Origin of the sequence: Gemmobacter denitrificans (assembly GCF_036964905.1) — a bacterium.
Taxonomy (GTDB): domain Bacteria; phylum Pseudomonadota; class Alphaproteobacteria; order Rhodobacterales; family Rhodobacteraceae; genus Gemmobacter; species Gemmobacter denitrificans.
Window position 1 is genome coordinate 125,090 of sequence record NZ_JBALHR010000001.1, and the last position, 25,498, is coordinate 150,587.

Here is a 25,498-nt window from a genome sequence, read left to right on the forward strand (position 1 = left end):
CCCGCATGCGCCGACCGACCGACTCGATGACTTCTTCCGATGCCGATACCCCCAGCACCAGCGGCTGGGTGACTCTGCGCCGCGTGGCCCCCTATCTCTGGCCCCGGGGCGAAAGCTGGGTAAAGCGCCGCGTTGTCATGGCGCTGGCAATGTTGGTGGCGGCCAAGATCGTGTCGGTCTCGACCCCCTTCTTCTACAAACAGGCAGTGGATGCGCTGGCGGGCGATACCCCCGATACTGGCACGCTGATCGGGCTGACAGCGGTGGGGCTGACGGTGGCCTACGGCCTTGCGCGCCTGGGGGCAGTGGCGTTTGGCGAATTGCGCGACGCGGTGTTCGTGCGGGTCGGGCAACGGGCGCTGCGCAAGCTGGCCTTGGAAACCTTTACCCACATCCATGCACTGTCGCTGCGCTATCACATCACCCGCAAGACCGGCGGGCTGTCGCGCATCATCGAACGCGGGGTGAAGGGCGTCGATTTCCTGCTCCGCTTCATGCTGTTTTCGATCGGGCCGCTGATCCTCGAACTGTCCATGGTCGCCGCGATCTTCGCCTTGCTGTTCGGCTGGCAATATATGGTGGTCGTGGTCGTGACCATCGCGCTGTATGTCACCTTTACCCTGAAGGTGACAGAATGGCGCGTGGCGATCCGGCGCCAGATGAACGATCAGGACACCGACGCAAATCAGAAAGCCATCGACAGCCTGCTGAATTTCGAAACTGTCCGCTACTTTGCCGCCGCCGGGCGTGAAGCCGCGCGTTATGACCGCGCGATGGAGGGATATGAGGCCGCGGCCGTCAAGACCGGGCAGTCGCTGGCGTTTCTCAATGCCGGGCAATCGCTCATCATCACCAGCGGTCTGGTGGCGGTCATGGTCATGGCGGCCAAAGGTGTGCAGGCGGGGGTGCTGACCGTGGGCGATTTCGTCATGGTCAATGCCTATATGATCCAGATCACCATGCCGCTGAACTTCCTGGGCACGGTCTATCGCGAAATCCGTCAGGCGCTGGTCGATATGGGGCAGATGTTCGGCCTTTTGCTGCAGCCGGCTGAAATCACCGACAAGCCGGGCGCAGCTGCGCTGCGCGTCGCGGGGGGGCATATCCGGCTGGAAGATGTGCATTTCGCCTATGACCCGGAACGGCCGATCCTGCAGGGCATCACGCTGGATGTGCCACCCGGTCAGACTGTGGCGCTGGTGGGTCACTCGGGGTCGGGCAAATCGACCATCGGACGGTTGCTGTTCCGGTTCTATGACGTGACCGCCGGGCGGCTGACGATCGACGGGCAGGATATCCGCGAGGTGACCCAAGACAGCCTGCACCGGGCCATCGGGGTGGTGCCGCAGGATACCGTGCTGTTCAACGATACAATCTATTACAACATCGCCTATGGCCGCGCCGATGCCACTCAGGCAGAGGTGGAGGCCGCAGCCAGGGCCGCGCGCATCCATGATTTCATCCTGTCGCTGCCCGATGGCTATGCCACCACGGTGGGGGAGCGCGGATTGAAGCTGTCAGGTGGGGAAAAGCAGCGCGTGGGCATTGCGCGCACCTTGCTGAAAAATCCGCCGATCCTGCTGCTGGACGAGGCCACTTCGGCGCTGGATACCCAGACCGAAAGCGACATCCAGCATTCGCTGCGTGAAATGGGGCAGGGCCGCACCGTGATCACCATTGCGCACCGGCTTTCGACCATTGCCGATGCCGACCGCATCGTGGTGCTGGAGGCAGGCCGCATTCTTGAAGAAGGCACCCATGAGGCGCTTCTGGCACGTGGCGGGCGTTATGCGGCCATGTGGGCGCTACAGGCCGCCGAGGAAGAGGCCGAGGCCGCTTGACCTAGGGGCGGCTCGGGTCTGTCACCAGCGCGATGTCATCGAGCGTCAGGTTCTGGCCCCCCAGAACCTCGGCGATCACCGCGCCGTCAAAGCGGATGATGCCAGCCGTGCCATCCTCATTGGCGGTGACGGTAATCTCCGGGGTGATCGCATTGCCCTCATCATCGGTGGCAGGGGTGTAGAACAGCTCCAGCCGGTCGCCTGTGCCGTAATCGGTGATCTGGGTGATCTGATCCAGTTCATCGTTGCGCCGGTCGATCTGGAACAGATCATTGCCCGCGCCACCGGTGCCACGATCCCCAAGGCCCAGCAACAGCCGGTCATTGCCCGCGCCGCCTTCCAGCGTGTCGAGCCCATCCACCTGGGCATCGCCTTCATTTTCGCTGCGGGTTTCCGACATGCCCGACAGGAAATCATCACCATCCCCGCCATAAAGCATGTCTGATCCGCTGCCGCCCAGGACGGTATCATTGCCGACATGGCCGGCAAGCAGATCATTGCCGCCATTTCCATCCAGTTCATCGTCGCCCTCGCCACCGGAAACCGTATCGAAGCCCACGCCGGAATCGATGGTGTCATTGCCGGTGCCGCCCATCGCGATGTCGTTGCCCTCCCGCAGAAGGGCCAGATCATCGCCCGCGCCAAGATTGGCGTAATCATCGCTGTCTGAACCGTCCAGACTGTCATCGCCATCCAGAAGGAACCAGGCAAGGTTCTCTTGGCCGGCGGGCGGTTCAAGGTCATCATCGCCATCGGTTCCGTCGATACGGGCTGAATAGTCTTCGGCCTCGTAAAGCGGGTTCTCGGGATCGACGGGCGTTGGCGTTTCCTCGTCGTCATCCGAACTGAACAGGCCCAGATCCATGCCCATGAAACCCAGGAACATCAGGATGTACAAAGTATAGGTCGGATCCATCTTCTGCCCCGGCACATGAACGATTGGGCTGGGTCTAGGCGATAATTGTGGTGAATCATGGGCAATTCTCCTGCATTTCCGTGCCCTGCCGGAACTGCGGCGGTTGCATCCGGGCAAGGGGCTGACCTAGGATTGGACCATGACGAAAAGCAATCCCGCAGCCACGATCTGGCACAATCCTGCCTGTTCCAGCTCGCGCAAGGCTTTGGCCGCGCTGGAGGATGCGGGCCTGACGCCGCGGGTGATCCGCTACCTGGATACGGGCTGGACAGAGGAAAGCCTGCAGGATTTGCTTGCGGCGGCAGGCCTGCGTCCTTCCGATGCGTTGCGCCACAAGGCGCCCGGTGCTGCGGCGCTGCGGGGCGCCGCAGAAGCCACGATCCTTGCTGCAATGCTGGCGGATCCGGTTCTGGTGGAACGGCCCTTTGTGCAGACAGACCGGGGCACCGCGCTGTGCCGCCCTCTGGCGCGGCTTGAGGATCTGTTGCCTCTTGGCGCAGACCCTGCCAAGGGTTAGGCTGACCCTAACCCAAATCAGCGAAAGGCGACGGATGCCCCTGCGCTTTACCTTGCGCCAGTTGGAATATCTGGTCGCTGTCGGCGAATATGGGTCCATTGCTCAGGCGTCGGACAAGGTGAATGTGTCATCGCCTTCCATTTCGGCGGCCATTGCACAGTTGGAACAGGAATTCGGACTGCCGCTTTTCGTGCGCAAACACGCCCATGGCCTGTCGCTGACTCAAGGCGGGCGGCAATTTGTCGAACAGGCCCGGGTGGTGCTGGCCCAGGCGGCGCAGTTGAACGATCTGGCCAACCGCATCACCGGGCAGGTGGGTGGGCCCTTGGCGGTAGGCTGCCTTGTGACCTTTGCACAGGTCGTCCTGCCGCGTCTGCGTCGCAGTTTCATCGACCGGTATCCGGCTGTCGATTTCCATCAGTTCGAACGCAATCAGCAGGAAATCTTTGATGGGTTGCGCCGGGCCGATCTGGATCTGGCCCTGTCATATGATCTGATGATCCCGCCCGATCTGGAATTCGTGCCGCTGGCCGAGCTGCCGCCCTATGCGCTGTTTCCGGCGGGGCATCCGCTGGCCGGGCGGGGTTCGGTCAGCCCGGGCGATCTGGCCCCGCATCCGATGGTGCTGCTCGACCTGCCGCTGTCGGCCGACTACTTTCTGTCGCTTTTCGCCGCTGCCGGTCTGCGCCCCCGCATCGCCGAGCGCACCCGCGACATGGCGGTGATGCAAAGCCTTGTGGGGCAGGGCTTTGGTTATTCCATCGCCAATATCCCGCCCTGGTCGGATCGCAGCCCCGATGGCTGCCCGCTGGTTTTTGTGCCACTGGACGGCGGCGCATCTGCGCCTGTGCGGACGATCCGTCTTGGGCTGGTTCTGGCCGAAGGCGCGCGTGCCGCCCAGACAGTGCGGGCCTTCATCAGCCATTGTGCCGCCGAAATGACCACGGGTTTCGCCCGTTGAAGGCAGGTGCTGGACAATCGCCATGCCCCGGCTATCTCTGGCCTCAGCCAAGGGGGACCCATGACCGATGAAGCCAGCCGCCGTGCCATTCTTGTGGCCCATGGGTCGCCCGCCGATCCGCAGCCGCAAGAAGGCTGGATGATGGCGCTGGCGACACGGGTGCGCCTGTGGTTGCCGGGCTGGCAGGTGGCGGGCACCACGCTGGCCTTGCCGGGCGCCTTGGAGGCCGCATTGGCGGCCTTGCCCGATGCGGTGATCTATCCATTTTTCATGGCCGAAGGCTGGTTTACCCGCAAAACCCTGCCGCGCCGGTTGCAAGAGGCGGGGGCAGGAGGTTCCGAGCAACTGCCTGCCTTCGGCCATGACCCGGGCATGGCCGATCTGCTGGGCCAGACGGCTGCGGCGGCCCGTGTCGCCCATGGCCTGCCTGCTGACGCCACGTTGCTGCTGGCAGCGCATGGCTCGCAGGTGTCACGCGCCTCGGCCACAATAACCGAATCCCTTGCTGCGCGGCTGCGCGCGGCGGGGCCCGCGCCGGTTGTGACAGGCTATGTGGAAGAAGCCCCTTTTCTGGCCGATGCGGCAGCGGCGATCCGTGGGCCTGCGCTTTGCCTGCCCTTCTTTGCCACTCGTGCGGGCCATGTGTCGGATGATGTGCCGCATGCCCTGCGTCGGGCGGGCTTTTCGGGCCCGCTTTTGCCTGCCATCGGCGAACATCCGGATGCCGCACGGATGATTGCGCAGGCTTTGATGAACGGACGTTAGATTTCCCGCACCAGGCCCTGCGGTGCCTTGAACGCCGTCCTCCCGCCATCCTGCCCTTGGCAAGCCCTTGGCCTTGCGTGTAAGACAGCACAAAGAATGGGAGAGACCGGTGAGCAACCCCGAAAGTTTCATCGACGAAGTCACCGAAGAGGTGCGCCGCGACAAGCTTTTCGCGATGTTCCGCAAATATGGCTGGATCGGCGTCGTGCTGGTGCTGGCCGTGGTCGGGGGCGCCGCCTGGACGGAATGGCAGCGTGCCAGCGCCGCAGCGCGGGCGCAGGCCTTTGGGGATGCGCTGCTGACGGCGCTGGAGGCCGACACGCCCGAAGCCCGCAGCGCCGCCCTGGCAGCCGTGCCTGCCGATGGTGAACAGGTTGCGTTGCGCGATCTGATGCTGGCATCTGATCCGGCGCGCGACCGGGCGGCAGCACTGGCCGCATTGGACAAGGTGGCGAATGATGCCAGCCTGCCGCAGGTCTGGCGCGATCTGGCCGTCCTGCGCCGGAGCGCCCTGCAGGGCGCTGATATACCGCTGGCCGATCGCCGCGCCGCGCTGGAACCTTTGGCCCAGCCGGGCCGGGTGTTCCGGGTGATGGCATCAGAACAACTGGCCTATCTTCTGATCGAGGAAGGCCAGACCGATGCGGCCATTGCCAGCCTGCGTGCGCTTGTCTCGGATGCCGAGGCCCCCGGGGGCTTGCGCAACCGGGCCAGCCAGATGATTGTGGCCCTTGGCGGCGATCCGGCGCAGGGCTGATTTGCGCTGTCCCACCACGCCTTTTGCCTGACCGGGAGTGATACCGTGACGCTGCTGAAATCCGCCGTATCCGGCCTTGCCCTTGTGGCGCTGCTGGCCGCCTGCGAGAAAGAGGTCATCCTGCCGGGTGAACGCTTTGGCACCCGTGTCGATCTTGAGGCCAGCCAGCCCAGCGAAACCAATCCCCGGCCCAGCGACCCGACGGCGCAGGTGGTGAATGCAGCGCGGCCCATCGCCTTGCCCGCCGCCCAGGCCAATGCCGAATGGACACACCGCGCCGGCAATGCCCGTCATCTGTCGCCGCATGGCGCGCTGTCAGCGGCACCGCAGCGGGTGTGGAGCGTGGCGATCGGTACAGGCTCCAGCCGCCGCAACCGCATCTCGGCTGCTCCCGTTGTGGGCGATGACCGCATCTATACGCTGGATGCCAATGCCGGGCTGCAGGCCACCGGGTTGAACGGGGCGGTGCAATGGTCCATCGATCTGACCCCGGCCACCGACCGCGCGTCCGAGATTTCGGGGGGCGGGCTGGCCTATGGCGGGGGCAAGGTGTTCATTGCCACGGTCTATGGCGAGTTGATCGCCGTGGAAGGGGCCTCGGGGCGCATCCTGTGGCGGCAACGTCTGGGGGCCTCGGTCGCCGGTGCCCCGGCGGTGGAAGGCAATACCGTCTATGTGGTCGGCCGCGATGGCTCGGCCTGGGCGGTTGAAACCACCGATGGCAAGGTGCGCTGGCAAGTGCCGGGCAGCGATGCCGCGCTTGGGGTTGTCGGGTCCTCCGCCCCTGCGGTGATGGATGGATCGGTGCTGTTCCCGATGGTTTCGGGCGAGCTTGTCTCGGCGCTCAAGGCAGGGGGCACGCGGTCCTGGGGGGCCAATGTCGTCGGCAACCGGCTGGGCAAGGGCTATGCCGGGATCACCGATCTGACCGGCGATCCGGTTGTGGCGGGTGATCGCATCTATGTGGGCAATATGGCCGGGCGCACCTATGCGCTCGATACCGCTGGCCAGACGGTCTGGGTTGCACCCGAAGGGGCGCAAGGGCCGGTTCTGGTGGTGGGCGGTTCGGTGTTCCTGGTCAATGACGAGGCCCGCCTGGTCCGTCTTGATGCCACGACGGGCGAGCGTATCTGGTCGGTGGAAATGCCCTATTTCGAAAAGGCCAAGACCAAGAAACGCCTGCGCGTGACGCCGCATTATGGCCCGGTTCTGGCAGGCGGTCGGATTGCAGTTGCGTCTGGCGATGGTGTGCTGCGGCTGTTTTCGCCCTCCGATGGCACGCTGGTCGCGACGGCAGAAATTCCCGGCGGGGCTGCGGCGCAACCGGCACTGGCCGGGGGGATGCTGCTGGTCGTCGGCACCAACGGGCAACTTCACGCTTTCCGTTGAGGCCGATCCGGTGTAAGGCCGTCCGCTTGACCTGTATGACCCGCGCCCCCGGAGGGCAGAGATGACCTTTACACTCGCCATTGTCGGCCGTCCCAATGTCGGCAAATCCACGCTGTTCAACCGTCTGGTGGGCCGCAAGCTGGCACTGGTCGATGACCAGCCCGGCGTGACCCGCGACCTGCGCGAAGGCGATGCCCGGCTGATGGACCTGCGCTTTACCGTGATCGACACGGCAGGGCTGGAAGAGGTCACCGATGACAGCCTGCAGGGCCGGATGCGGCGGCTGACGGAACGCGCTGTCGATATGGCCGATATCTGCCTGTTCCTGATTGATGGCCGGGTGGGGGTTACTCCGTCAGACGAGGTGTTTGCCGATATCCTGCGCAAGCGGGGGGCCACCGTGATCCTTGGCGTGAACAAGGCCGAAGGCAAGGCCGGCGATGCCGGCGCGATCGAGGCCTGGGGGCTGGGTCTGGGTGAGCCGGTCCGGCTGTCTGCCGAACATGGCGAAGGGATGGAAGACCTTTACCACATCCTGCGCCCCCATGCCGAAGGCTTTGCCGAACGCGCGGCCGAAGATGCCCCGGTGGTCGATGTCGATGTGACCGAGGCCGAGGCCGAGGAAGAGGCCGATCTTGAGGCGCACAAGCCCACCGCAAAGCGCCCGCTGCAGATCGCGGTGATCGGGCGGCCCAATGCCGGAAAATCGACGCTGATCAACAAGATCCTTGGCTATGACCGGTTGTTGACAGGCCCCGAGGCGGGCATCACCCGCGATGCGATTTCGGTGCGCACCGAATGGATGGGCACGCCCACGCGCATTTTCGATACGGCCGGGATGCGCAAGAAGGCGCGGATCAATGACAAGCTGGAAAAGCTGTCGGTGGCCGATGGTATCCGTGCCGTGCGTTTCGCCGAGGTGGTCGTTGTTTTGCTGGATGTCGAAATCCCGTTTGAAACTCAGGACCTGCGGATTGCCGATTTCGCGGAAACCGAAGGCCGCGCCGTCGTGGTGGCGGTGAACAAATGGGATCTTGAAGACGAGAAGCAGGAAAAGCTGGCCGAACTGAAAGAGATGTTCGAACGCCTGCTGCCGCAATTGCGCGGGGCGCCGATGGTGACCGTTTCGGCCAAGACGGGCCGCGGGCTTGATCGCCTGCACGCGGCCATCCTCAAGGCGCATGATGTCTGGAACCGCCGCATCACGACGGCGCGGCTGAACACCTGGCTCAGCGCGATGACCGAGGCGCATCCGCCGCCCGCCCCGCAGGGCCGCCGCATCAAGCTGCGTTACATGACCCAGGTGAAGACCCGTCCGCCGGGCTTTGTGGTGATGTGTTCGCATCCCGATCTGATGCCCGAAAGCTATCGCCGCTATCTGGTGAACGGCTTGCGCGATCATTTCGACATGCCGGGAACACCGATCCGCGTCACCTTTCGCGGGCAGGGCGAGAAGAACCCGTTCAAGGATCGCAAGTTCCACACGCCGAGCCGCTTGCGCAAGCATATCGAAGGCCGCAAGGATTGATGAAAAGGCCGCCCCGAAGGGCGGCCTTTCGCATTTGGGCGGGCCGTGGCGCGCTATTCCGCCGCGATCTGGATCACCGGCTCCATCGTGGCAAATACCTCGGCAGGAAGGTGGCACTTGATCTGATGGCCCGAAGCCAGATCGCGGATCGGCGGCACCTCGCGTTCGCATAGCCCACCCGGAACCTGCGATTTCCAGCGGCAGCGCGTCTGGAACGGGCAGCCCGGTGGCGGGTTCATCGCCGAAGGGATATCGCCCTCCAGCACGATGCGGTTCTTCTTCACATGGGTATCGGCAATCGGCACGGCAGACAGCAGCGCCTCGGTATAGGGGTGATAGGGCGGCTGGAACACCTGATCGGTGCTGCCCATTTCCACCACATGCCCCAGATACATCACCATCACCCGGTCTGACAGATACCGCACGATCGACAGGTCATGGCTGATGAACAGAAGCGTGGTGCGGTTCTCGCGCTGAATATCCATCAGCAGATCGGTCACCGCCGCTTGCACCGAAACATCCAGCGCCGAAACTGGTTCATCCGCCACCACCACCTTGGCGCCGCCCGCAAAGGCGCGGGCGATGCCCACCCGCTGCTTTTGCCCGCCCGAAAGCTGGCGCGGCATCCGGTCGGCAAAGGCGCGCGGCAGTTTCACCAGATCAAGGAGTTCCAGCATCCGCTGCTTGCGGTCTTCATCGGACGCGCCCTGCCCAAAGATTTCCAGCGCCCGGATGATCTGGCGGCCCACGCTCATCGACGGGTTCAGCGTGTCGAACGGGTTCTGGAACACCATCTGCACGCCCGACACCGTATCGACATTGCGCTTTTCGATGGGCGTATTCTGGATGTCGCGATCATAGAGCATGATCTTGCCGCTGGTCGCGGTTTCCAGCCCCATCAGCACCTTGGCAAAAGTGGATTTGCCACAGCCGGATTCGCCCACGATGGCCAGCGTTTCGCCTTCGCGGGCCTCGAAGCTCAGGGTTTCATTGGCCTTGACCACCTTCTTCATGCCGCCGCCAAAGACGCCACCGCCGGCTACTTCATAGTATTTGCGCAGGTCTTCCATGCGCAGCACCACCTCGCCCACCGGGGTCTTTTCATGGGTCTTGCGCGCGGCAATCGGTGCATCCCAGTCGATTTCAGACCAGCGCAGGCAGCGGCTTTCATGGCGCGGGCCCACATCGGCCATCGGCACATCAGCCCCGTTGCAGCGACCATCCTGAAAATAGTCGCAACGCGGCCCGAAATTGCACCCCTGCGGGCGTTCATGCGGCAGCGGGAAATTGCCCGGAATGGCCACCAGCGGGCGCGAATTCTTGTCGGCCCCGGGCAGTGGGATCGACCGGAACAAGGCCTGCGTATAAGGGTGGCGCATGGTGTTGAACACTTCGGCCACGGCGCCGGTTTCCACCGCTTCGCCGGAATACATCACGGTAATGCGGTCACAAACTTCCAGCACGAGCCCAAGGTTATGGCTGATGAACAGCATCGACGTGCCGTATTTCTCGCCCAGATCCTTGACCAGATCGACGATCCCGGCCTCGACCGTCACGTCCAGTGCGGTGGTGGGTTCATCCAGGATCAGCAGCGCCGGTTTCGACATCAGCGCCATGGCAATGACGATGCGCTGCTGCTGCCCACCCGAAAGCTGATGCGGATAGCTGGCCAGCATCCTGTCAGGGTCGGGCAGGCGCACATCGGCCACGATCTGCCGGGCCAGTTTCAGCGCATCGGCCTTTGACATGCCTTCATGGATCATCGGCACTTCGGCCAGTTGTGCGCCGATGGTCATGGCCGGATTCAGGCTGGCCATGGGTTCCTGATAGATCATCGCGATTTCACTGCCACGGATACGCGCCAGTTCGGCCTCGGACATGGTGGTCAGGTCACGGCCCTTGAAGCGGATCGACCCTTCGGTGATCCGGCCCGTCTTGCCCAGATAGCGCATCACGGCCAGCGCCACGGTGGATTTGCCGCAGCCGCTTTCGCCCACCAGCCCCATGGCCTCGCCCGCCATGACAGAGCAGGAAAAATCCATCACCGCCGGGATTTCGCGCAGCCGGGTGAAGAAGGAAATCGACAGATTGTCGATTTCAAGGATCGGTTGGTCGGGGGTCCAGTCTGCCATGGCGGTTCTCGCTTGGTTGGGGTCGGGACCGGGGGCCTGATGGCCCCCCGTGAGAGATGTCTGCGGCGCTGCGACGCGAGGTCAGTCCTTCAGGCTTTCCTCGCGCAGCCCGTCGGCCAGCAGGTTCAGGCCCAGCACAAGGCTCATCAGGGCCAGCGCGGGCACAAGGGCCGGATGGGGGAATTGCGACAGAAGCTTGCGCCCGGAATTGATGGTTGATCCCCAATCCGGGCTTTCGGGCGACACACCCAGACCAAAGAAGCCCAGCGTTCCCAGCAGGATGGTGGTATAGCCGATGCGCAGGCAGAAATCGACGATCAGTGGCCCGCGCGCATTGGGCAGGATTTCCCACAGCATGATGTACCATGGCCCTTCGCCCCGGGTCTGCCCCGCCGCCACATAATCGCGCGATTTGATATCCATCACGATGCCGCGCACGATGCGAAACACCGTCGGCGCATTCACGAACACCACAGACACAAAGACGTTCAGCAGGTTCGGCTCCATCGCCCAGATGCCAGTGGGATCGGCATTGAAGGCCAGCCCGATATAGACCCACAGCCCTAGGGCCAGTGTGATGCCCACATAGATGTTGCGCTGGCGCGGGTTGGTGAAGAAGCGCGAATTCCACAGGATGGTGAAGAACACGATGGGAAAGGCAAAGAGCACCGCCGCCAGAACGTTGGGGATTGACGCACGCCAGCCCAGAATGGCCGGGCCTGCTGCCTGAATTTCGGGGGTGACCAGCAGGTAGAACAGCAGGATCACCGGGAAAGCCAGCACGAGATTGGCAGCAAAGCTTAGCGATGTATCGAGCCGCCCACCGAAATAGCCCGCGGGCAGGCCCAGCGTGATCCCGACCATGAAGGCAAAGGCGGTGGCGGCAGGCGCGATTGACAGCACCGATTGCGCTCCCATCACCATGCGCGAAAACACATCGCGGGCCAGGTTGTCGCCGCCCAGCAGATAGTGCTGATAGATGCCTTCGCCGGGATTCTTCACCGCCGCGCCGGGCCAGGCGTTCTTCATGCCCGACAACTGGGTCAGCGGATCATGGGTAATGATGAGCGAGGCAAAGATCGCGGTAAAGACCCAGAACATCACGATGGCAAAGCCGGTCATGCCCACCGGGCTGTCAAACAGCTTGCCATAAAGGCCCAGACGGCGCTTGAAGCGGATCGACAGCGCAAAGGTCACCGCCAGTGCCAGCCAGACCGGCCAGAACTGGCCGATGATCGCAGTGGTGATTTGAAGGGCGGTCAGGTTTTCCATAGGTCTTGCCCTTTCACGACAACCGGATACGCGGGTTCAGCCAGGCATAGCCCAGATCGGAAATCAGCTGCGTGATCAGCACCACCATTACAGCGACAACCGAACAGCCCAGCAGAAGATTGATGTCGTTGTTCCCGGCAGCCTGCACCAGTGTCCAGCCAAAGCCTTTGTAATTGAACAGTGTTTCCACGATCACAACACCATTCAGCAGCCATGGGAATTGCAGCATAATCACGGTGAATGGGGCGATCAGCGCATTGCGCAGCGCATGACGGATCACCACCTGCCGGAACGACAGACCCTTGAGCAGCGCCGTGCGGATGTATTGCGCCGTCATCACCTCGGTCATCGAGGCGCGGGTCATCCTGGCGATATAGCCAATCCCGTAAAGCGCGATGGTCAGCACTGGCAGGAAAAAGTTTTCAAAGGTGATATCATCCATCGCGCTGGTGGCCGACCCCTTGAACCATTTCAACCCGGTGACGGATGAGGCAAAGATGGTGATGAACAGCACGCCCGACACATATTCCGGTGTCGCGGTGGTGGCGATGGAGAAGGTGGAGAGAGTGCGGTCGGTCTTTGACCCTTCGCGCATCCCGGCCAGAACCCCGATCAACAGCGATACCGGCACCATCAGCAGCATGACCGACATCATCAGCCAGCCCGTCAGCCCAAGCCGCACCGCGATGATCTCTGACACCGGCTGCTTGAATACGTTCGACCAGCCCCAGTCACCCTGCAGGATGCCGCAATAGCGCGGGGCCAGTGCCGCGTCGCTGCCGCGCGGGATGCAGCGGCCTGTCACCGTGCCATCCTCGGCCGTGTGGGTCCAGCCCGGCACAACGCCCAGCCATTCGCCATACCGCAACAGGGCAGGGCGGGCATAGCCGTTCTTTTCAAGCCAACTGGCCACTTCGGCATCCGAAATCCGGCTTCCGGCCTCGGACTTGGCGATTTTTTCCAGGTTGGGGGCAAGGTTGGTCAGCAGGAACACCAGAAAGGTCAGGCACAAGGCCGTGGCAATCATGGTGAACAGGCGACGGAACAGGAATTTGGCCATAGGAAACGGGCCTTTCCACGCAAAGGAGAAAGGGGCGCGGGCATCAGATGTGCCCACCACGAAAATGGAAAGGCGCGCGCGCCAGTGGCCGCGCGCGCCAGTCAGTCAGCCGATCAGGCAGCCATCCACCACTTGTAGTGGTGATGTTCAAAGGTCGGGTGCATTTCGGCGCCCTTCACTTTGTCGGTCATGTGGCGATAGAGCGAGCGCCAGTAGGGCTGGATCAGCACGCCCTGCTCTTGCATGATCTGCTCCAGCCGCACCATCACTTCGCGCCGCTTGTCGGCATCCAGAATGGCCAGCGCCTCGGCCAGCTTGGCGTCGAACTCTTCGTTCGAGAAGGCGGTTTCGTTCCATGCCACGCCCGACTTGTAGGCCAGCTGCAGGATCTGCACACCCAGCGGGCGCATGTTCCATTCGGTGGCCGAGAACGGGTATTTCAGCCAGTCGTTCCAGAAGGTCGAACCCGGCAGGATGGTCCGCTTCACATTGATCCCGGCATCGCGCATCTGCGCGGCGACGGCATCACAGGTGGCGGCCTGCCAGTTATCATCCAGCGAGATCAGCTCAAACTCGGTCGCGCCGTGGCCGGCGGCGTCCAGCGCGGCCTTGGCCGCGGCAGGATCGACGGTCAGCGGCGGAAGTTCGGCGTATTCCGGATGGATCGGGCAGACATGGTGGTTTTCCGCGACCTGGCCCAGACCGGCATAGCCCAGTTCCAGCACGACCTTGTTGTCCACGGCAAGCTGCAGCGCCTTGCGCACTTCAACATTGTCATAGGGTGCAGCGGCGTGGTGGAAGCGCACGGCCAGCGTGCCTGCGGTGATGGCTTCCGATTTGCCCCAGCCCAGACCATCGAAGACCGAAACGAAATCGCCCTCGGTGCGGTAGGTGGCGTCAATCTCGCCCGATTCCGCAGCGGCGACGACAGCAGCCGGATCGGTGCCGTAATCGATATATTCGATCCGGTCGAGCCAGGCACCTTCGCCCCACCACTTGTGGTTGGCATTCTTCACCAACACCTGCTTTACGCCCACTTCGTTGGTTTCGGGCAGGTAGGGGCCGGTGCCGATCGGATTGGCGGCCGGATCGCCATTGTCATAGGATTTGTGCACGATGGCGGCGGGATAGTCGGCCATACCCGCGATGATCGAAATATCGGGCGCCGGCAGAACCAGCTTGACCGTGTGGTCATCAACCTTGGTCACGGCACCGGCGCGTACTTTCTTGGTGGTCTCATCGACCAGACCGCCCATGCGCGCTGCCATCGAGTTGCCTTCAACCCCGGCATCGCACCAGCGCTCGATGTTGTGGACAACGTCATCGGCGGTGAAGGCATCGCCATTGTTCCAGGTCACACCCTTGCGGACATTGAGCGTGTATTCGGTGGCGTTGTCATTGGCAGTCCAGCTTTCCAGCAGGCGGCCTTCGAACGAACCGTCGCTGTTATACTGCACCAGGTATTCCAGCCAGCCACGGGCGAAGTTCGCCAGTTCCGACCAATCCCAGGTGCGCGGGTCTTTCAGCGCGCGGGTTTCCATGTTCATCCGCAGCGTGCCACCGGCGACCGGGGTTTCCTGGGCCAGGGCCGGGGTGGGCAGCGCGGCACCGAGCAGCCCATAGGCCGCAGCAGCAGACACGCCAAGCGCGGTGGTGCGGGTCAGAAATTCGCGGCGAGACAGCGTGCCCGCACGCACCTCATCGGCATAGCCGAGGGCGGCGTGGTGCAGCGGCTTGTGGTGGATCATCTTCAACTCCCTGACAGTTTGGTTATGCGCATTCCGGTCTGGCGGTTTTGGCGGCCGATCCGGCGGCCCCCGCTCTTGAAGTTTGACTGTTTCGCCATTGCGCCCTGTTTTCGCCCATACGTCAACGCCCGCTTTGCGCGGTTCTATGTCTGTTTGCGACACAAGGGGACGTAATCTTGGTATTTGCCCAGCGAAAGCCATCGCAGCGGGCAAAGCAGTTCCGTTAAAACGGAATCACTCGGGTTCAGGGCGCGCGGCGGAAAGCCGACGGCGACTTGCCGACCTGATGCTGAAAGGCGCGGGTGAAATAAGCGGGCGAAGTAAAGCCGAGGCTGGATGCGATGAAGCCCACCGGCAGATCGGTTTCGGTCAGCAAGCGGCGGGCCTCGAAAATCAGCCGGTCATGCAGCAATGCGCTGGCGGGCCGCCCGCAGGCCTGTTTGCAGCAACGGGTCAGATGGGTGGGGGTGACCCCGAGTTTGGCCGCAAATTCCGCGACCCCCATGCCCGACCGGAATTCCTTTTCCAGAAGGCTGGTATAGCGCGCCACCAGCCGCTTGGCAGCATCGGGCTTTTGCACATCGGGCGCAGCCTTGGCGATCTGCCGCTCCAGCCAGACGCCCAGCAGCCCAAGGTAATGCAGTGTCGCCCGGTCATTGGCAGGGCTGGAACTGTCCATCTCGCGCAGAATGGCGTCCAGCGTGATGTTCATTTCCTGCGCGGCAAAGGTTTCGCGGATGCGCAGGTGATGCGGTTCCTTCGGCAGGGTGATGTCGGTATCCTTGCCAAAGAAGACAGCGGTGCCGAAGACCTGCGGGCCGACCTCGAACCCATGCATGACGCCGGGCGGAATGAAGATCGCATTATTCGCGGTATAGCCACGGGTCGATCCGGCCAAGGTGATTCGGCCCTGGCCCTTGGTGAACCACAGCAGGCAGGGTTCGGAATAGGCCCGCATGGCCTCAACCCGCCAGCGACCACCGGCGGCCAGGCGCGGAATCGCCACCAGACGCAGTTGCGAGACGGGATTTTGCTCATTCATCGGGTAGGTCTTTCCGGCGGTGGCTGAGGGCAGACGACAACAGGTTCACTCGGCGACATGCCCAGATAAACCGGCCTTGCCCCCGGACCCAAGCGAAAAGATGGCAAAGGCGTGAAACTGTCGCGGCCTTGGCTCAATCACACCTAAATATGTGGATAAGCCGGTGGATAAGGCTGTGAATTTACATTTTACAACAATTTGACCGTTTGCCACGCGCCCATGCGCGACCGGAACCATGTGCGCTGGCGTTTGGCATATTGGCGCGACGCCAGCTTGGCTGCAGCGATCGCTTCATCCAGGGGCAGACGGCCTTCAAGATGGGCCACCAGTTCCGGTGCACCGATGGCGCGCGCCGAAGGCCGCTCAGGCTGCCAATGCGGCCATTCGGCGCGCACTTCCTCCAGCGCGCCTTCTGCCATCATCTGATCGAAACGGCGGTCGATCCGGGCATTGAGCCAATCGACATCGGGGCGCAGCACCAGACAGTCGGCCTGTTCGGGCGGCAGCAGTGGGGCAGGCGTTGCCTTCTGCCAGTCGGCCAGCCCGCGCCCGGTGGCGCGTTGCACCTCCCATGCGCGCTGCACCCGCGCCAGATTGGCCAGATCGGTGCGCGCCGCCGTTTCCGCATCCAGCGCCGCCACCATCGCAGAAGGGTCGCCGTGTCGCAGCGCATCGCCTTCGGCCCGTACCTCGGGCGGGATCGGCGGGATTTCGGCCAGCCCTTCGGTCAGCGCCATGAAGTAAAGCCCGGTGCCTCCCACGATCACCGGGCGCGGCCCCTCGGCCAGCACTGCGCGCAGATCACGCAGCCAATGGCCGACCGAATAGTCCTGATCGCGCTCGACATGCCCATAGAGCCGATGGGGCGCCGCCGCTTCCTCGGCTGCCGAGGGCCGCGCTGTCAGCAGCCGCCAGCAGCCATAAACCTGCAGCGCATCCGCGTTGACGATGATCCCGCCTTGTCGTGCCACGATCTCCAGCGCCAGCGCCGATTTGCCGCTGGCGGTGGGCCCGGCAATCAGCACGGGCCGTTCTGCCGACAGGCCTTGCAGCAGCTTTTCCACCCTTGCATCCCCGCTTTCCGCCAACAGCCCCGGCAAAGCGCCGGTGAGCGGTTGATCCTGCCCGCGTTTTCCGACATTTTGCGCTGCAGTCAACACGGGTGCCATCCGAGCGCCCGAACAATCACGCCACAACCAGACCCAAAAAGGTTCCCCCATGACCGCCGAGACCGCGCATCCGCCCCTGAAATACAGCCGTGTCATGCTGAAAATCTCGGGTGAGGCGCTGATGGGCGATCAGGGCTTTGGCCTGCATCCGCCCACCGTGGCCCGCATCGCCGCCGAGGTGAAATCGGTGCGCGACATGGGCGTCGAGGTCTGCATGGTGATCGGTGGCGGCAATATCTTCCGCGGCCTGGCCGGTTCGGCACAGGGGATGGAGCGCACCACCGCCGATTACATGGGCATGCTCGCCACCGTGATGAACGCGCTGGCCATGCAATCGGCGCTCGAACAGCTCGGCGTCTTCACACGCGTCATCTCGGCCATCCCGATGGATCAGGTCTGCGAGCCCTATATCCGCCGCCGCGCCGTCCGCCATCTGGAGAAGAAGCGGGTCTGCATCTTTGCAGCCGGCACCGGCAACCCCTATTTCACCACCGATACCGCCGCCACGCTCCGCGCCAATGAAATGGCCTGCGAGGCGATCTTCAAGGGCACCAAGGTTGATGGGGTCTATGACAAGGACCCGAAGAAGCACGCTGATGCCAAACGCTATGACAAGGTCAGCTATGATGAATGTCTGGCCAAGCATCTGGGCGTGATGGATGCCAGCGCCATTGCCCTGGCGCGTGACAATGATCTGCCGATCATCGTCTTTTCGCTGGATGAACCCGGTGGTTTCCGTGGCATCCTTGCGGGGCAGGGCACCTATACCACCGTTCAGGGCTGAACGTCGCAGCCCCTCTGCCCGATCCGGGCACGGGCAAGGCCCTGCCGATCCACCGAAACCCCGGTATCCATGCGCGGGCCAGCCTGCTATAGAGCGGCGAAGCGTTCGCGCAAGAATTGACCGGCCTGCATCACGACCTGCCTGCCAAGAAAAATGAGGACTGCAATGTCTGCTGACGATCTCGATATCGACCTTGACGCCATCGAGCGCCGGATGGATGGCGCGCTTGCGGCGCTGAAGATGGAATTCGCCTCGCTGCGCACGGGCCGCGCCTCGGCCCAGATCCTCGATCCGATCCAGGTCGATGCCTATGGCCAGATGACGCCGATCAACCAACTGGGTACCGTGAACGTGCCGGAACCGCGCATGGTGGTGATCAATGTGTGGGACAAGGGCATGATTTCCAAGGTGGAAAAGGCAATCCGCGAAAGCGGGCTGGGTATCAACCCGGTGACCGATGGGCCGCTGATCCGCCTGCCGATCCCCGAACTGAACGAACAGCGCCGCCGCGAACTGACCAAGGTCGCCGCGCAATATGCCGAAAGCGCCAAGATCGCCATTCGCAATGTGCGCCGCGACGGGATGGATCAGATCAAGAAGGCCAAGGCCGCCGGCATGGGCGAAGACGATCAGAAGATGTGGCAGGACGAAGTTCAGGACCTGACCGACAAGCATATCGTGCTGGTGGACAAGCTTCTGGAAACCAAGCAGCAGGAAATCATGCAGGTCTGAGGACTTGCATGATCCCCTTTCCCCGCGTCCCGATCCGCGACGGAGTCTGATCTTGGCCCCCAGCCCCTCTTCCGTAAACGCCGCCGAAGCCGGTTCCGGTCGCCGCGCCGAGCATGTTGCCATCATCATGGACGGCAATGGCCGATGGGCCACCGAACGCGGCTGGCCGCGTCTGGTGGGCCATCGCAAGGGGGCCGAACGGGTGAAGGAAATCGTGCGTTGTGCGCCCGATCTCGGCATTCGCTGGCTGACGGTCTATGCGTTTTCCACCGAAAACTGGAAACGCTCCACCGAAGAGGTGCTGGGCCTGATGGCAATCTTTGCCCGCTATATCGAGCGCGAGGCCGACCGGCTGGCGGCGGAATCGGTGCGCATGCGGTTCATCGGGGATCGGTCGCGCCTTGATCCGAAATTGCAGCGCCTGATGGCCGGGATTGAATCGCGCACGGCCGCCTATGACCGGCTGAATTTCACCATTGCCATCAATTATGGCGGCAGGGACGAAATCACCCGCGCCACGCGTGACATTGCCCATGCGATTGCTGCGGGCCTTCTGAAACCCGAACAGGTGACCGACCAGCTGATCAGCCAGCATCTGGATACCGCCGATCTGCCTGACCCGGATCTGGTGATCCGCACCAGCGGCGAGACGCGGACCTCAAACTTCCTGCCCTGGCAGACGGCCTATGCCGAATATGATTTCACCCCGACACTCTGGCCCGATTTCACGCCAGCCGAACTGGCAAAGATCGTGGGTCGCTTTGGCCATCGTGAGCGCCGCTTTGGCGGGGTTGTCGGCGCATGAGCGCGGATTGGAGCGATCTGCGCACCCGGCTGCTGTCTGCCTTGGTGCTGATTGCCGTGGGCGGGGCTGAAATCTGGCTGGGCGGCTGGAATTTTGCGGCGCTGGTCATCATCGCCACCGGCTTCATGATCTGGGAACTGGCCCGGATGACCGAAAGCCCGGGCGCCATGCCTGCCCCGGTTCTGGGGGGGATTGCGGCGATCTGCCTGTTGGCGATCAAACTGCTGCCGGGTCTTGGCTGGTTGTTCCTGTTGCTGATCCCCTCGCTGGCCGGCAATGCGCTGCCGCGCCGCGACCGCGCTGTCTGGTCGGCCTATGCGCTGGTCATCATGCTGACCGGGCTTGGCCTGATCGTCTTGCGAGACGGGTTCGGTGTGGTGGTGATCCTCTGGCTGGTGCTGGTCGTCGTGGCTTCGGATGTCATGGGCTATTTCGCGGGTCGCGCGCTTGGCGGGCCGAAATTCTGGCCGAAGGTCAGCCCCAAGAAAACCTGGTCGGGCACCATTGCAGGATGGATTGGTGCGGGTCTGGTGGGGCTTGGGTTCTGGTTCGGCGGCTGGGCCAATAGCGCTGCGATCTGGCTTTCGCCCTTTCTGGCCTTTGCCGGGCAGTTGGGTGACATTGCCGAAAGCGCCATCAAGCGCCGTGCCGGCGTGAAGGACAGCTCGCATCTGATCCCGGGGCATGGGGGTGTGCTGGATCGCTTTGATGCGCTGGCCTTCGCCGTGGTGCTGGCCGTGCTGCTGGCCCATCTGGGCGGGTTGCCCTTTGCAAAGGTCTGATTAGGATGCGGCGGGTTTCGGTCTTTGGCGCCACCGGCTCGATCGGGGAAAGCACCTTCGACCTGCTGATGCGGCAGGGTGGGCCGGAGCGGTATCGCACCATCGCCCTGACCGGCGGGCGCAACATCGCCCGGCTGGCCGAAATGGCCCGCGCCCTGCAGGCCGAAATCGCCGTGACCGCCCATGACGAATTGCTGCCCGATCTGCGCGCGGCATTGGCGGGCAGCGGGGTTACGGTCGCTGCCGGTGCCGCTGCCTTGCTGGAGGTCGCAGACCGCCCTGCGGATTGGGTCATGTCGGGCATTGTCGGGGCGGCGGGACTTGCGCCAGGCTTTCGTGCCTTGCGCCATGGCGGCACGCTGGCATTGGCCAACAAGGAAAGCCTGGTGACGGCAGGCCCGCTGCTGCTGGCCGAGGCCGCGCGCCACAAGGCCCGCATCCTGCCGGTAGACAGCGAACATAGCGCGATCTTTCAGGCGCTTGCGGGCGAAGACATCACGGCGGTCGAACGCATCATCCTGACGGCTTCGGGGGGCGCGCTGCGCGACTGGCCGCTGGAACGGCTGCAACATGCCACCGTGGCCGAGGCGCTGGCCCATCCCAACTGGTCCATGGGGCCGCGCATTACGATCGACAGTGCCTCGATGTTCAACAAGGCGCTGGAAGTCATTGAAACCCGCGAATATTTCGGTGTCGCCCCGGAACAGGTGGAAGTGATCATCCACCCCGAAAGCATCATTCATTCCATGGTCGGCTTTCGCGATGGGGCGATCATGGCGCATCTGGGCGTGGCCGATATGCGCCATGCCATCGGCTATGCCCTGAACTGGCCTTCGCGCGAGGCATTGCCCGTGGCGCGGCTGGATTTCGCAGGGCTGACCCGGCTCAGTTTCCGCGCGCCCGACGACATCCGCTATCCTGCCCTGCGCCTTGCGCGCGAGGTGATGGCGCTGCGCGGCGGCGCAGGCGCGGTGTTCAACGCCGCCAAGGAAATCGCGCTGGATCATTTCATTGCGGGTGGCATCGGCTTTGCCGATATGGCCGCCGTGGTGGAAGACACGCTTGCCGCACAATCGCGCGAGTCTGGCCTTGGAAATGCCCCCGGCAGTCTTGAGGATGTGCTGGCCATTGACCATCTTGCACGCAGGATCGCCACCGGCATCGCCGAAACCCTGGCCCGTCGCCGCGCGGGCTGACCGCACGCCTGCCGGGCTGACAGAAGGAAGACCCGTTGGATCTCTCGACTTTTCTGCCGGATTTCGGCTCGGCCTCGTTGACCTTGATCGCCTTCATTGTCGCCATTTCGATCATCGTGGCGGTGCATGAATATGGCCATTACATCGTGGGCCGCTGGTCGGGCATTCATGCCGAGGTCTTCAGCCTGGGTTTTGGCCGGGTGTTGTGGAGCCGGGTGGATCGCCACGGCACCCGTTGGCAGATCGCAGCCTTGCCCTTTGGCGGATACGTCAAGTTCATGGGTGATGCCGATGCGGCGTCCGGCAAGGATGGCGAGGTGATGTCGGGCCTGTCTGACGCCGAACGCCGCCGCACGATGCATGGCGCACCGCTTTGGGCCAGGGCGGCGACGGTGGCCGCGGGGCCGATGTTCAACTTCATCATGTCAGTCCTTGTTTTCGCTGGGTTTTTCTGGATCAACGGGATCGCGACAGATGATCCCGTCGTGGGCGAGGTGAAAGACCTGCCGGGCATCGCCGACGCCCTGCAGCCCGGGGATCGCATTCTGGCTGTCGCGGGTCAGGAGACCCCGGATCTGGCGCGTTTTCTGGAAGTTGTGCGCGATCTGCCACCTGCGACCTCGACCGAATATCGTGTCGCGCGGAGCGGGGCTGAACAGGTGGTTCAGGGGCCCTATCCCTTTCCGCCACTTGTCGATTCCGTCCAGCCAATCAGTGCGGCCGCCGATGCCGGGGTGCAGCCCGGCGATTACATCCGTGCCATCAATGGCCAACCGGTCATGGCCTTTGGCGATATGCCGGCGATGGTCGAGGCGACAGGTGGCAAGCCTGCGGTGCTGACGGTAGAACGGGAAGGCGCGCAGATCGACCTGAACATCATCCCGCAGCGCCGCGATCTGCCCTTGCCGGAGGGTGGTTTTGAAACCCGATGGCTTCTGGGGTTGAATGGTGGTCTGGTTTTCGTGCCCGCAACGCGCAGCGCAGGCCCCTTTGAGGGAATTCAATTGGGTGTGCAGCAACTCGGGGCTGTTGTTTCCACCAGCCTCTCAGGTTTGTGGCATATGGTGACCGGCGGCATTTCGCATTGCAATCTGCAAGGCCCGGTCGGGATCGCGCGTGCTTCGGGGGCTGCCGCCTCAATGGGGGGCGAAAGTTTCATCTGGTTCATAGCCATGTTGTCGGCGGCGGTGGGGTTGATGAACCTGTTTCCCATTCCCGTGCTGGATGGGGGGCATCTGGTGTTTCACGCCTATGAGGCCGTCACCGGCAAGCCTCCTTCGGATGGGGCAATGCGGGTGTTGATGACTGTGGGGCTTTCCTTGCTTCTGGGCCTGATGGTCTTTGGTCTGGGCAATGATCTGATCTTCTGCTGATCGCTGGTTCTGCGCCCCAATCGTGCCACATTCGCCTGCTAGATGGGCATCGTGGGGAAAGGGGTATCATCATGCAAACCGTCATGAATGGCTATCGTGGGCTGTCTTTTCTGGTTGGCCTGAACTGGGACTGGCTTTTCACGCTGGGCACCATCGTCGTGGGGCTTCTTGCAGGGGCCTTCCTTGGCACGCAACTCGTTGCTCTGCAGTGATTTTCCCTTCGGACAGGGCAGGGCTAGTGGCAAGACGACACTTTTCCCCAAAGCCTTGATTTCAGGCTTTTGACAAGCCCCGCCAATCCCGCTAGTCAGGTGCAAGGATTTGCATAAGGTGTGGGACGGGCCATGGATCAGGGCAAGCGCGCAATCGGGCCGCAGGGCAATCGCAAGGCGCATCTGATGCGGACCGCGGCAATCACGGTTTTTCTTGCATCTACAACACTTTCTGCGCCGATGTTGATGCAGGCCCACGCGCAGGGCCTGAATGTCAGCCAGGTGACGGTCGAGGGAAATCAGAACATTGATGCCGCATCGATCCTGAAACTGGCCGGAATCGGGCGGGGCGAGACCACGGCAGCCCAGTTGAACGATGCCTATCAGGCGCTGCAGAATTCCGGCCTGTTCGAGACAGTCGAGGTTCTTCCGCAGGGCTCGCGCCTTGTGATCCGGGTCAAGGAATATCCGCTGGTCAACGTGATTTCCTTTGAAGGCAACAAGCGCCTGAAGGATGAGGCGCTGGCCGAAATCATCCAGTCCAAGGCCCGCCGGGTCTATTCGCCCGCCAAGGCCGAGGCGGATGCCGCGCTGATTGCAGAAGGTTATCGCGAACAGGGCCGTCTGGCCGCTTCGGTCGAACCCAAGATCATCCGCCGGTCTGACAATATGGTCGATCTGGTGTTCGAGATCGCCGAAGGCAAACCGACCGAAATTGAGCGGCTGGCCTTTGTCGGCAACCGCGCCTTCAGTGACCGCCGTCTGCGGCAGGTGCTGGAAACCAAACAGGCAGGTCTGCTGCGCACCTTCATCCGCCGCGACACGCTGCAGCCCGACCGGCTGGAACTGGACAAGCAGTTGCTGAAGGATTTCTACCTGTCGCGCGGCTATGTCGATGTGCAGATTCTGGATGCCAGCGCCGAAGTGGCGCGCGAGCGCGATGGTGTCTTTGTCACCTTCACCCTGCAGGAAGGCCAGCAGTTCACCTTTGGCAAGATCAGCGCCGCCAGCGAGATCGAAGGTCTGGATGCAACGGAATTCGAAGCGGCGCTGAAACTGCGCCCGGGCAGCGTCTATTCGCCCTCCGGCGTGGAAACCAACATCACCCGGCTGGAAAACCTGGCTCTGAAAAAGGGCCTGACCTTCGTGTCGATCGAGCCGCGGATCACCCGCAACGAAAAGACGCGGGAACTGGATGTGGTCTTCACCCTGGTGCGCGGGCAGAAGATTTTCGTTGAGCGCATTGATATTGAAGGAAATACCACGACCTTGGATCAGGTGGTGCGCCGCCAGTTCCGTACGGTCGAAGGCGATCCCTTCAATCCGCGCGAAATCCGTCAGTCGGCCGAACGCATCCGTGCGCTTGGCTATTTCGCCGATGCACGGGTGAATGCCGAACCGGGCACCAGCCCGGATCAGGTTGTGGTCAATGTGGATGTGGAAGAACAGCCGACCGGATCGCTGTCCTTCGGTGCAAGCTATGGCGTGTCTTCGGGGCTTGGATTCTCGATCGGGTTGACCGAGACCAACTTTCTTGGTCGTGGTCAGACGGTCGGCTTCAATATCTCGACCGGAACCGACAATACCAACAGTTCCATCACCTTTATCGAACCGGCGTTTCTGGGCCGCGATCTGAAGCTGAAGTTCAACACCTTTTACAACGAAACCGACAATCAGGATGCCACCTATGATACCCGCCTTGCGGGGATCGTTCCGGCCATTGAATTCCCGGTCAGCGAGTTGGGTCGGCTGGAACTGCGCTATTTCCTGCGCTACTCGGATCTGAAGGATCTGCGGCAGGCGGTGGCGGATGATCCGGCAACGCCGGATGTCGATGAAACCGTATTGCCCACCTCGCCGATCATCGGGCGGGACGAGGCACGCGAAGGCCTGTTCTATTCGGGCATCGGTGCGACCTACAGCTATGACAGCCGGATTTCCGGGGTGAACCCGAATGGCGGAGTGCTGCTGCGTTTCGGGGTGGATTATGCCGGTCTGGGCGGCGATGTGGACAGCATTACCGCGACAGCTCTGGCCTTGGCTGAAACCAAGGTGTGGAATGAAGAGGTCACCCTGCGCGCCGTGTTTGAAGGTGGCGCGCTGCATATGCTGAACGATGACCCCAGCCGGGTGACCGATCGCTATTTCGGCGGCGGCAAGATCCGTGGCTTTGAACCGGGTGGCATTGGCCCGCGCGATCTTGCCACCGATGATGCACTGGGTGGCAACTTTTTTGCTGTTGCCCGGTTCGAGGCCGATTTCCCGCTGGGCCTGCCCGAGGAATATGGCATTTCCGGCGGTCTGTTTGCCGATTTCGGTTCGGTCTGGAGCCTGGATGACGTGGCAGGCCAAAGTGGCGCGGTGGATGACGGGTTCCACCTGCGGTCCTCTGTCGGTGTCTCGATCTTCTGGACCACACCGATCGGCCCGCTGCGGTTCAACTTCTCCAAGGCGCTGGACAAGCAGGACTACGACAAGGAACAGTCCTTCGACCTGACGATCTCGACCAAGTTCTGA

At 62.9% G+C, this 25,498-nt stretch carries 22 protein-coding genes; 15 read left to right on the forward strand and 7 right to left on the reverse strand.

What is annotated here, in order from left to right:
- The first annotated feature begins 5 nt into the window (after positions 1 to 5).
- Positions 6 to 1,841 carry an ABCB family ABC transporter ATP-binding protein/permease gene (locus V6590_RS00625; protein ID WP_335417979.1) on the forward strand — a complete coding sequence of 612 codons (1,836 nt, stop codon included), beginning with the start codon at positions 6 to 8 and terminating at the stop codon, positions 1,839 to 1,841.
- A gap of 1 nt (position 1,842) precedes the next feature.
- Here the strand turns inward: V6590_RS00625 and V6590_RS00630 are convergent, their stop codons facing one another.
- Entirely contained in the window at positions 1,843 to 2,757 is a 915-nt protein-coding gene (locus V6590_RS00630; RefSeq protein ID WP_335417982.1) for a calcium-binding protein, read from the reverse strand.
- Between the two features lie 139 nt (positions 2,758 to 2,896).
- Between V6590_RS00630 and V6590_RS00635 the strand changes: the two genes are divergently transcribed.
- The 6 genes from V6590_RS00635 to der all read left to right on the forward strand — a co-directional run bounded on the left by V6590_RS00635 (position 2,897) and on the right by der (position 8,674).
- Positions 2,897 to 3,274 (forward strand): ArsC/Spx/MgsR family protein, encoded by a 378-nt coding sequence (locus tag V6590_RS00635; RefSeq protein WP_335417984.1) that lies wholly within the window; start codon positions 2,897 to 2,899, stop codon positions 3,272 to 3,274.
- 34 nt (positions 3,275 to 3,308) lie between these two features.
- A complete protein-coding gene (locus tag V6590_RS00640) occupies positions 3,309 to 4,235 on the forward strand; it encodes a LysR substrate-binding domain-containing protein (protein ID WP_335417987.1) in 927 nt (308 codons plus the stop codon).
- A gap of 60 nt (positions 4,236 to 4,295) precedes the next feature.
- A complete protein-coding gene (locus V6590_RS00645) occupies positions 4,296 to 5,000 on the forward strand; it encodes a CbiX/SirB N-terminal domain-containing protein (protein ID WP_335417992.1) in 705 nt (234 codons plus the stop codon).
- Between the two features lie 109 nt (positions 5,001 to 5,109).
- Positions 5,110 to 5,757 (forward strand): hypothetical protein, encoded by a 648-nt coding sequence (locus V6590_RS00650; RefSeq protein WP_335417994.1) that lies wholly within the window; start codon positions 5,110 to 5,112, stop codon positions 5,755 to 5,757.
- Between the two features lie 45 nt (positions 5,758 to 5,802).
- A complete protein-coding gene (locus tag V6590_RS00655) occupies positions 5,803 to 7,146 on the forward strand; it encodes an outer membrane protein assembly factor BamB family protein (RefSeq protein WP_335417998.1) in 1,344 nt (447 codons plus the stop codon).
- A gap of 61 nt (positions 7,147 to 7,207) precedes the next feature.
- Positions 7,208 to 8,674, forward strand: a complete 1,467-nt coding sequence (gene der, locus V6590_RS00660; protein WP_335418001.1) for a ribosome biogenesis GTPase Der — start codon at positions 7,208 to 7,210, stop codon at positions 8,672 to 8,674.
- A gap of 53 nt (positions 8,675 to 8,727) precedes the next feature.
- On the opposite strand, the gene V6590_RS00665 is transcribed toward der, so the two are convergent.
- From V6590_RS00665 to miaA, 6 genes are all read right to left on the reverse strand, one after another.
- Positions 8,728 to 10,806, reverse strand: coding sequence for a dipeptide ABC transporter ATP-binding protein (locus V6590_RS00665; RefSeq protein WP_335418005.1), 2,079 nt, complete (start codon positions 10,804 to 10,806; stop codon positions 8,728 to 8,730).
- A gap of 81 nt (positions 10,807 to 10,887) precedes the next feature.
- Complete coding sequence (locus V6590_RS00670) at positions 10,888 to 12,078, reverse strand: ABC transporter permease (protein WP_335418008.1); 1,191 nt, start codon at positions 12,076 to 12,078, stop codon at positions 10,888 to 10,890.
- Positions 12,079 to 12,091: 13 nt separating this feature from the next.
- On the reverse strand, positions 12,092 to 13,138 hold the full coding sequence (locus V6590_RS00675) for an ABC transporter permease (protein WP_335418011.1): 1,047 nt from the start codon (positions 13,136 to 13,138) through the stop codon (positions 12,092 to 12,094).
- Between the two features lie 113 nt (positions 13,139 to 13,251).
- On the reverse strand, positions 13,252 to 14,886 hold the full coding sequence (locus tag V6590_RS00680) for an ABC transporter substrate-binding protein (RefSeq protein ID WP_335418014.1): 1,635 nt from the start codon (positions 14,884 to 14,886) through the stop codon (positions 13,252 to 13,254).
- A 244-nt stretch (positions 14,887 to 15,130) separates the two neighbouring features.
- The gene (locus V6590_RS00685; protein ID WP_335418018.1) at positions 15,131 to 15,928 is read right to left on the reverse strand and encodes an AraC family transcriptional regulator; all 798 of its coding nucleotides are present in this window, start codon (positions 15,926 to 15,928) and stop codon (positions 15,131 to 15,133) included.
- A gap of 188 nt (positions 15,929 to 16,116) precedes the next feature.
- Positions 16,117 to 17,097, reverse strand: coding sequence for a tRNA (adenosine(37)-N6)-dimethylallyltransferase MiaA (gene miaA, locus V6590_RS00690; RefSeq protein ID WP_335418022.1), 981 nt, complete (start codon positions 17,095 to 17,097; stop codon positions 16,117 to 16,119).
- A gap of 49 nt (positions 17,098 to 17,146) precedes the next feature.
- Here miaA and pyrH point away from each other — a divergent pair, with 49 nt between their 5' ends.
- The 8 genes from pyrH to bamA all read left to right on the forward strand — a co-directional run bounded on the left by pyrH (position 17,147) and on the right by bamA (position 25,498).
- Positions 17,147 to 17,881 carry a UMP kinase gene (pyrH, locus tag V6590_RS00695; protein ID WP_335418026.1) on the forward strand — a complete coding sequence of 245 codons (735 nt, stop codon included), beginning with the start codon at positions 17,147 to 17,149 and terminating at the stop codon, positions 17,879 to 17,881.
- Between the two features lie 165 nt (positions 17,882 to 18,046).
- Positions 18,047 to 18,613: a ribosome recycling factor gene (frr, locus tag V6590_RS00700; protein ID WP_335418028.1), complete on the forward strand. Its 567-nt coding sequence runs from the start codon at positions 18,047 to 18,049 to the stop codon at positions 18,611 to 18,613.
- 127 nt (positions 18,614 to 18,740) lie between these two features.
- Complete coding sequence (gene uppS / locus V6590_RS00705) at positions 18,741 to 19,418, forward strand: polyprenyl diphosphate synthase (protein ID WP_434063218.1); 678 nt, start codon at positions 18,741 to 18,743, stop codon at positions 19,416 to 19,418.
- Positions 19,415 to 20,200, forward strand: a complete 786-nt coding sequence (locus V6590_RS00710) for a phosphatidate cytidylyltransferase (RefSeq protein ID WP_335418034.1) — start codon at positions 19,415 to 19,417, stop codon at positions 20,198 to 20,200. Before uppS ends, V6590_RS00710 begins: the two co-directional genes overlap by 4 nt.
- A gap of 5 nt (positions 20,201 to 20,205) precedes the next feature.
- A complete protein-coding gene (gene dxr, locus V6590_RS00715; RefSeq protein WP_335418037.1) occupies positions 20,206 to 21,396 on the forward strand; it encodes a 1-deoxy-D-xylulose-5-phosphate reductoisomerase in 1,191 nt (396 codons plus the stop codon).
- A gap of 35 nt (positions 21,397 to 21,431) precedes the next feature.
- Positions 21,432 to 22,769, forward strand: coding sequence for an RIP metalloprotease RseP (gene rseP / locus V6590_RS00720; RefSeq protein WP_335418042.1), 1,338 nt, complete (start codon positions 21,432 to 21,434; stop codon positions 22,767 to 22,769).
- Positions 22,770 to 22,840: 71 nt separating this feature from the next.
- Positions 22,841 to 22,981, forward strand: a complete 141-nt coding sequence (locus tag V6590_RS00725) for a hypothetical protein (RefSeq protein ID WP_335418045.1) — start codon at positions 22,841 to 22,843, stop codon at positions 22,979 to 22,981.
- A gap of 132 nt (positions 22,982 to 23,113) precedes the next feature.
- Positions 23,114 to 25,498, forward strand: a complete 2,385-nt coding sequence (gene bamA, locus V6590_RS00730; protein WP_434063211.1) for an outer membrane protein assembly factor BamA — start codon at positions 23,114 to 23,116, stop codon at positions 25,496 to 25,498.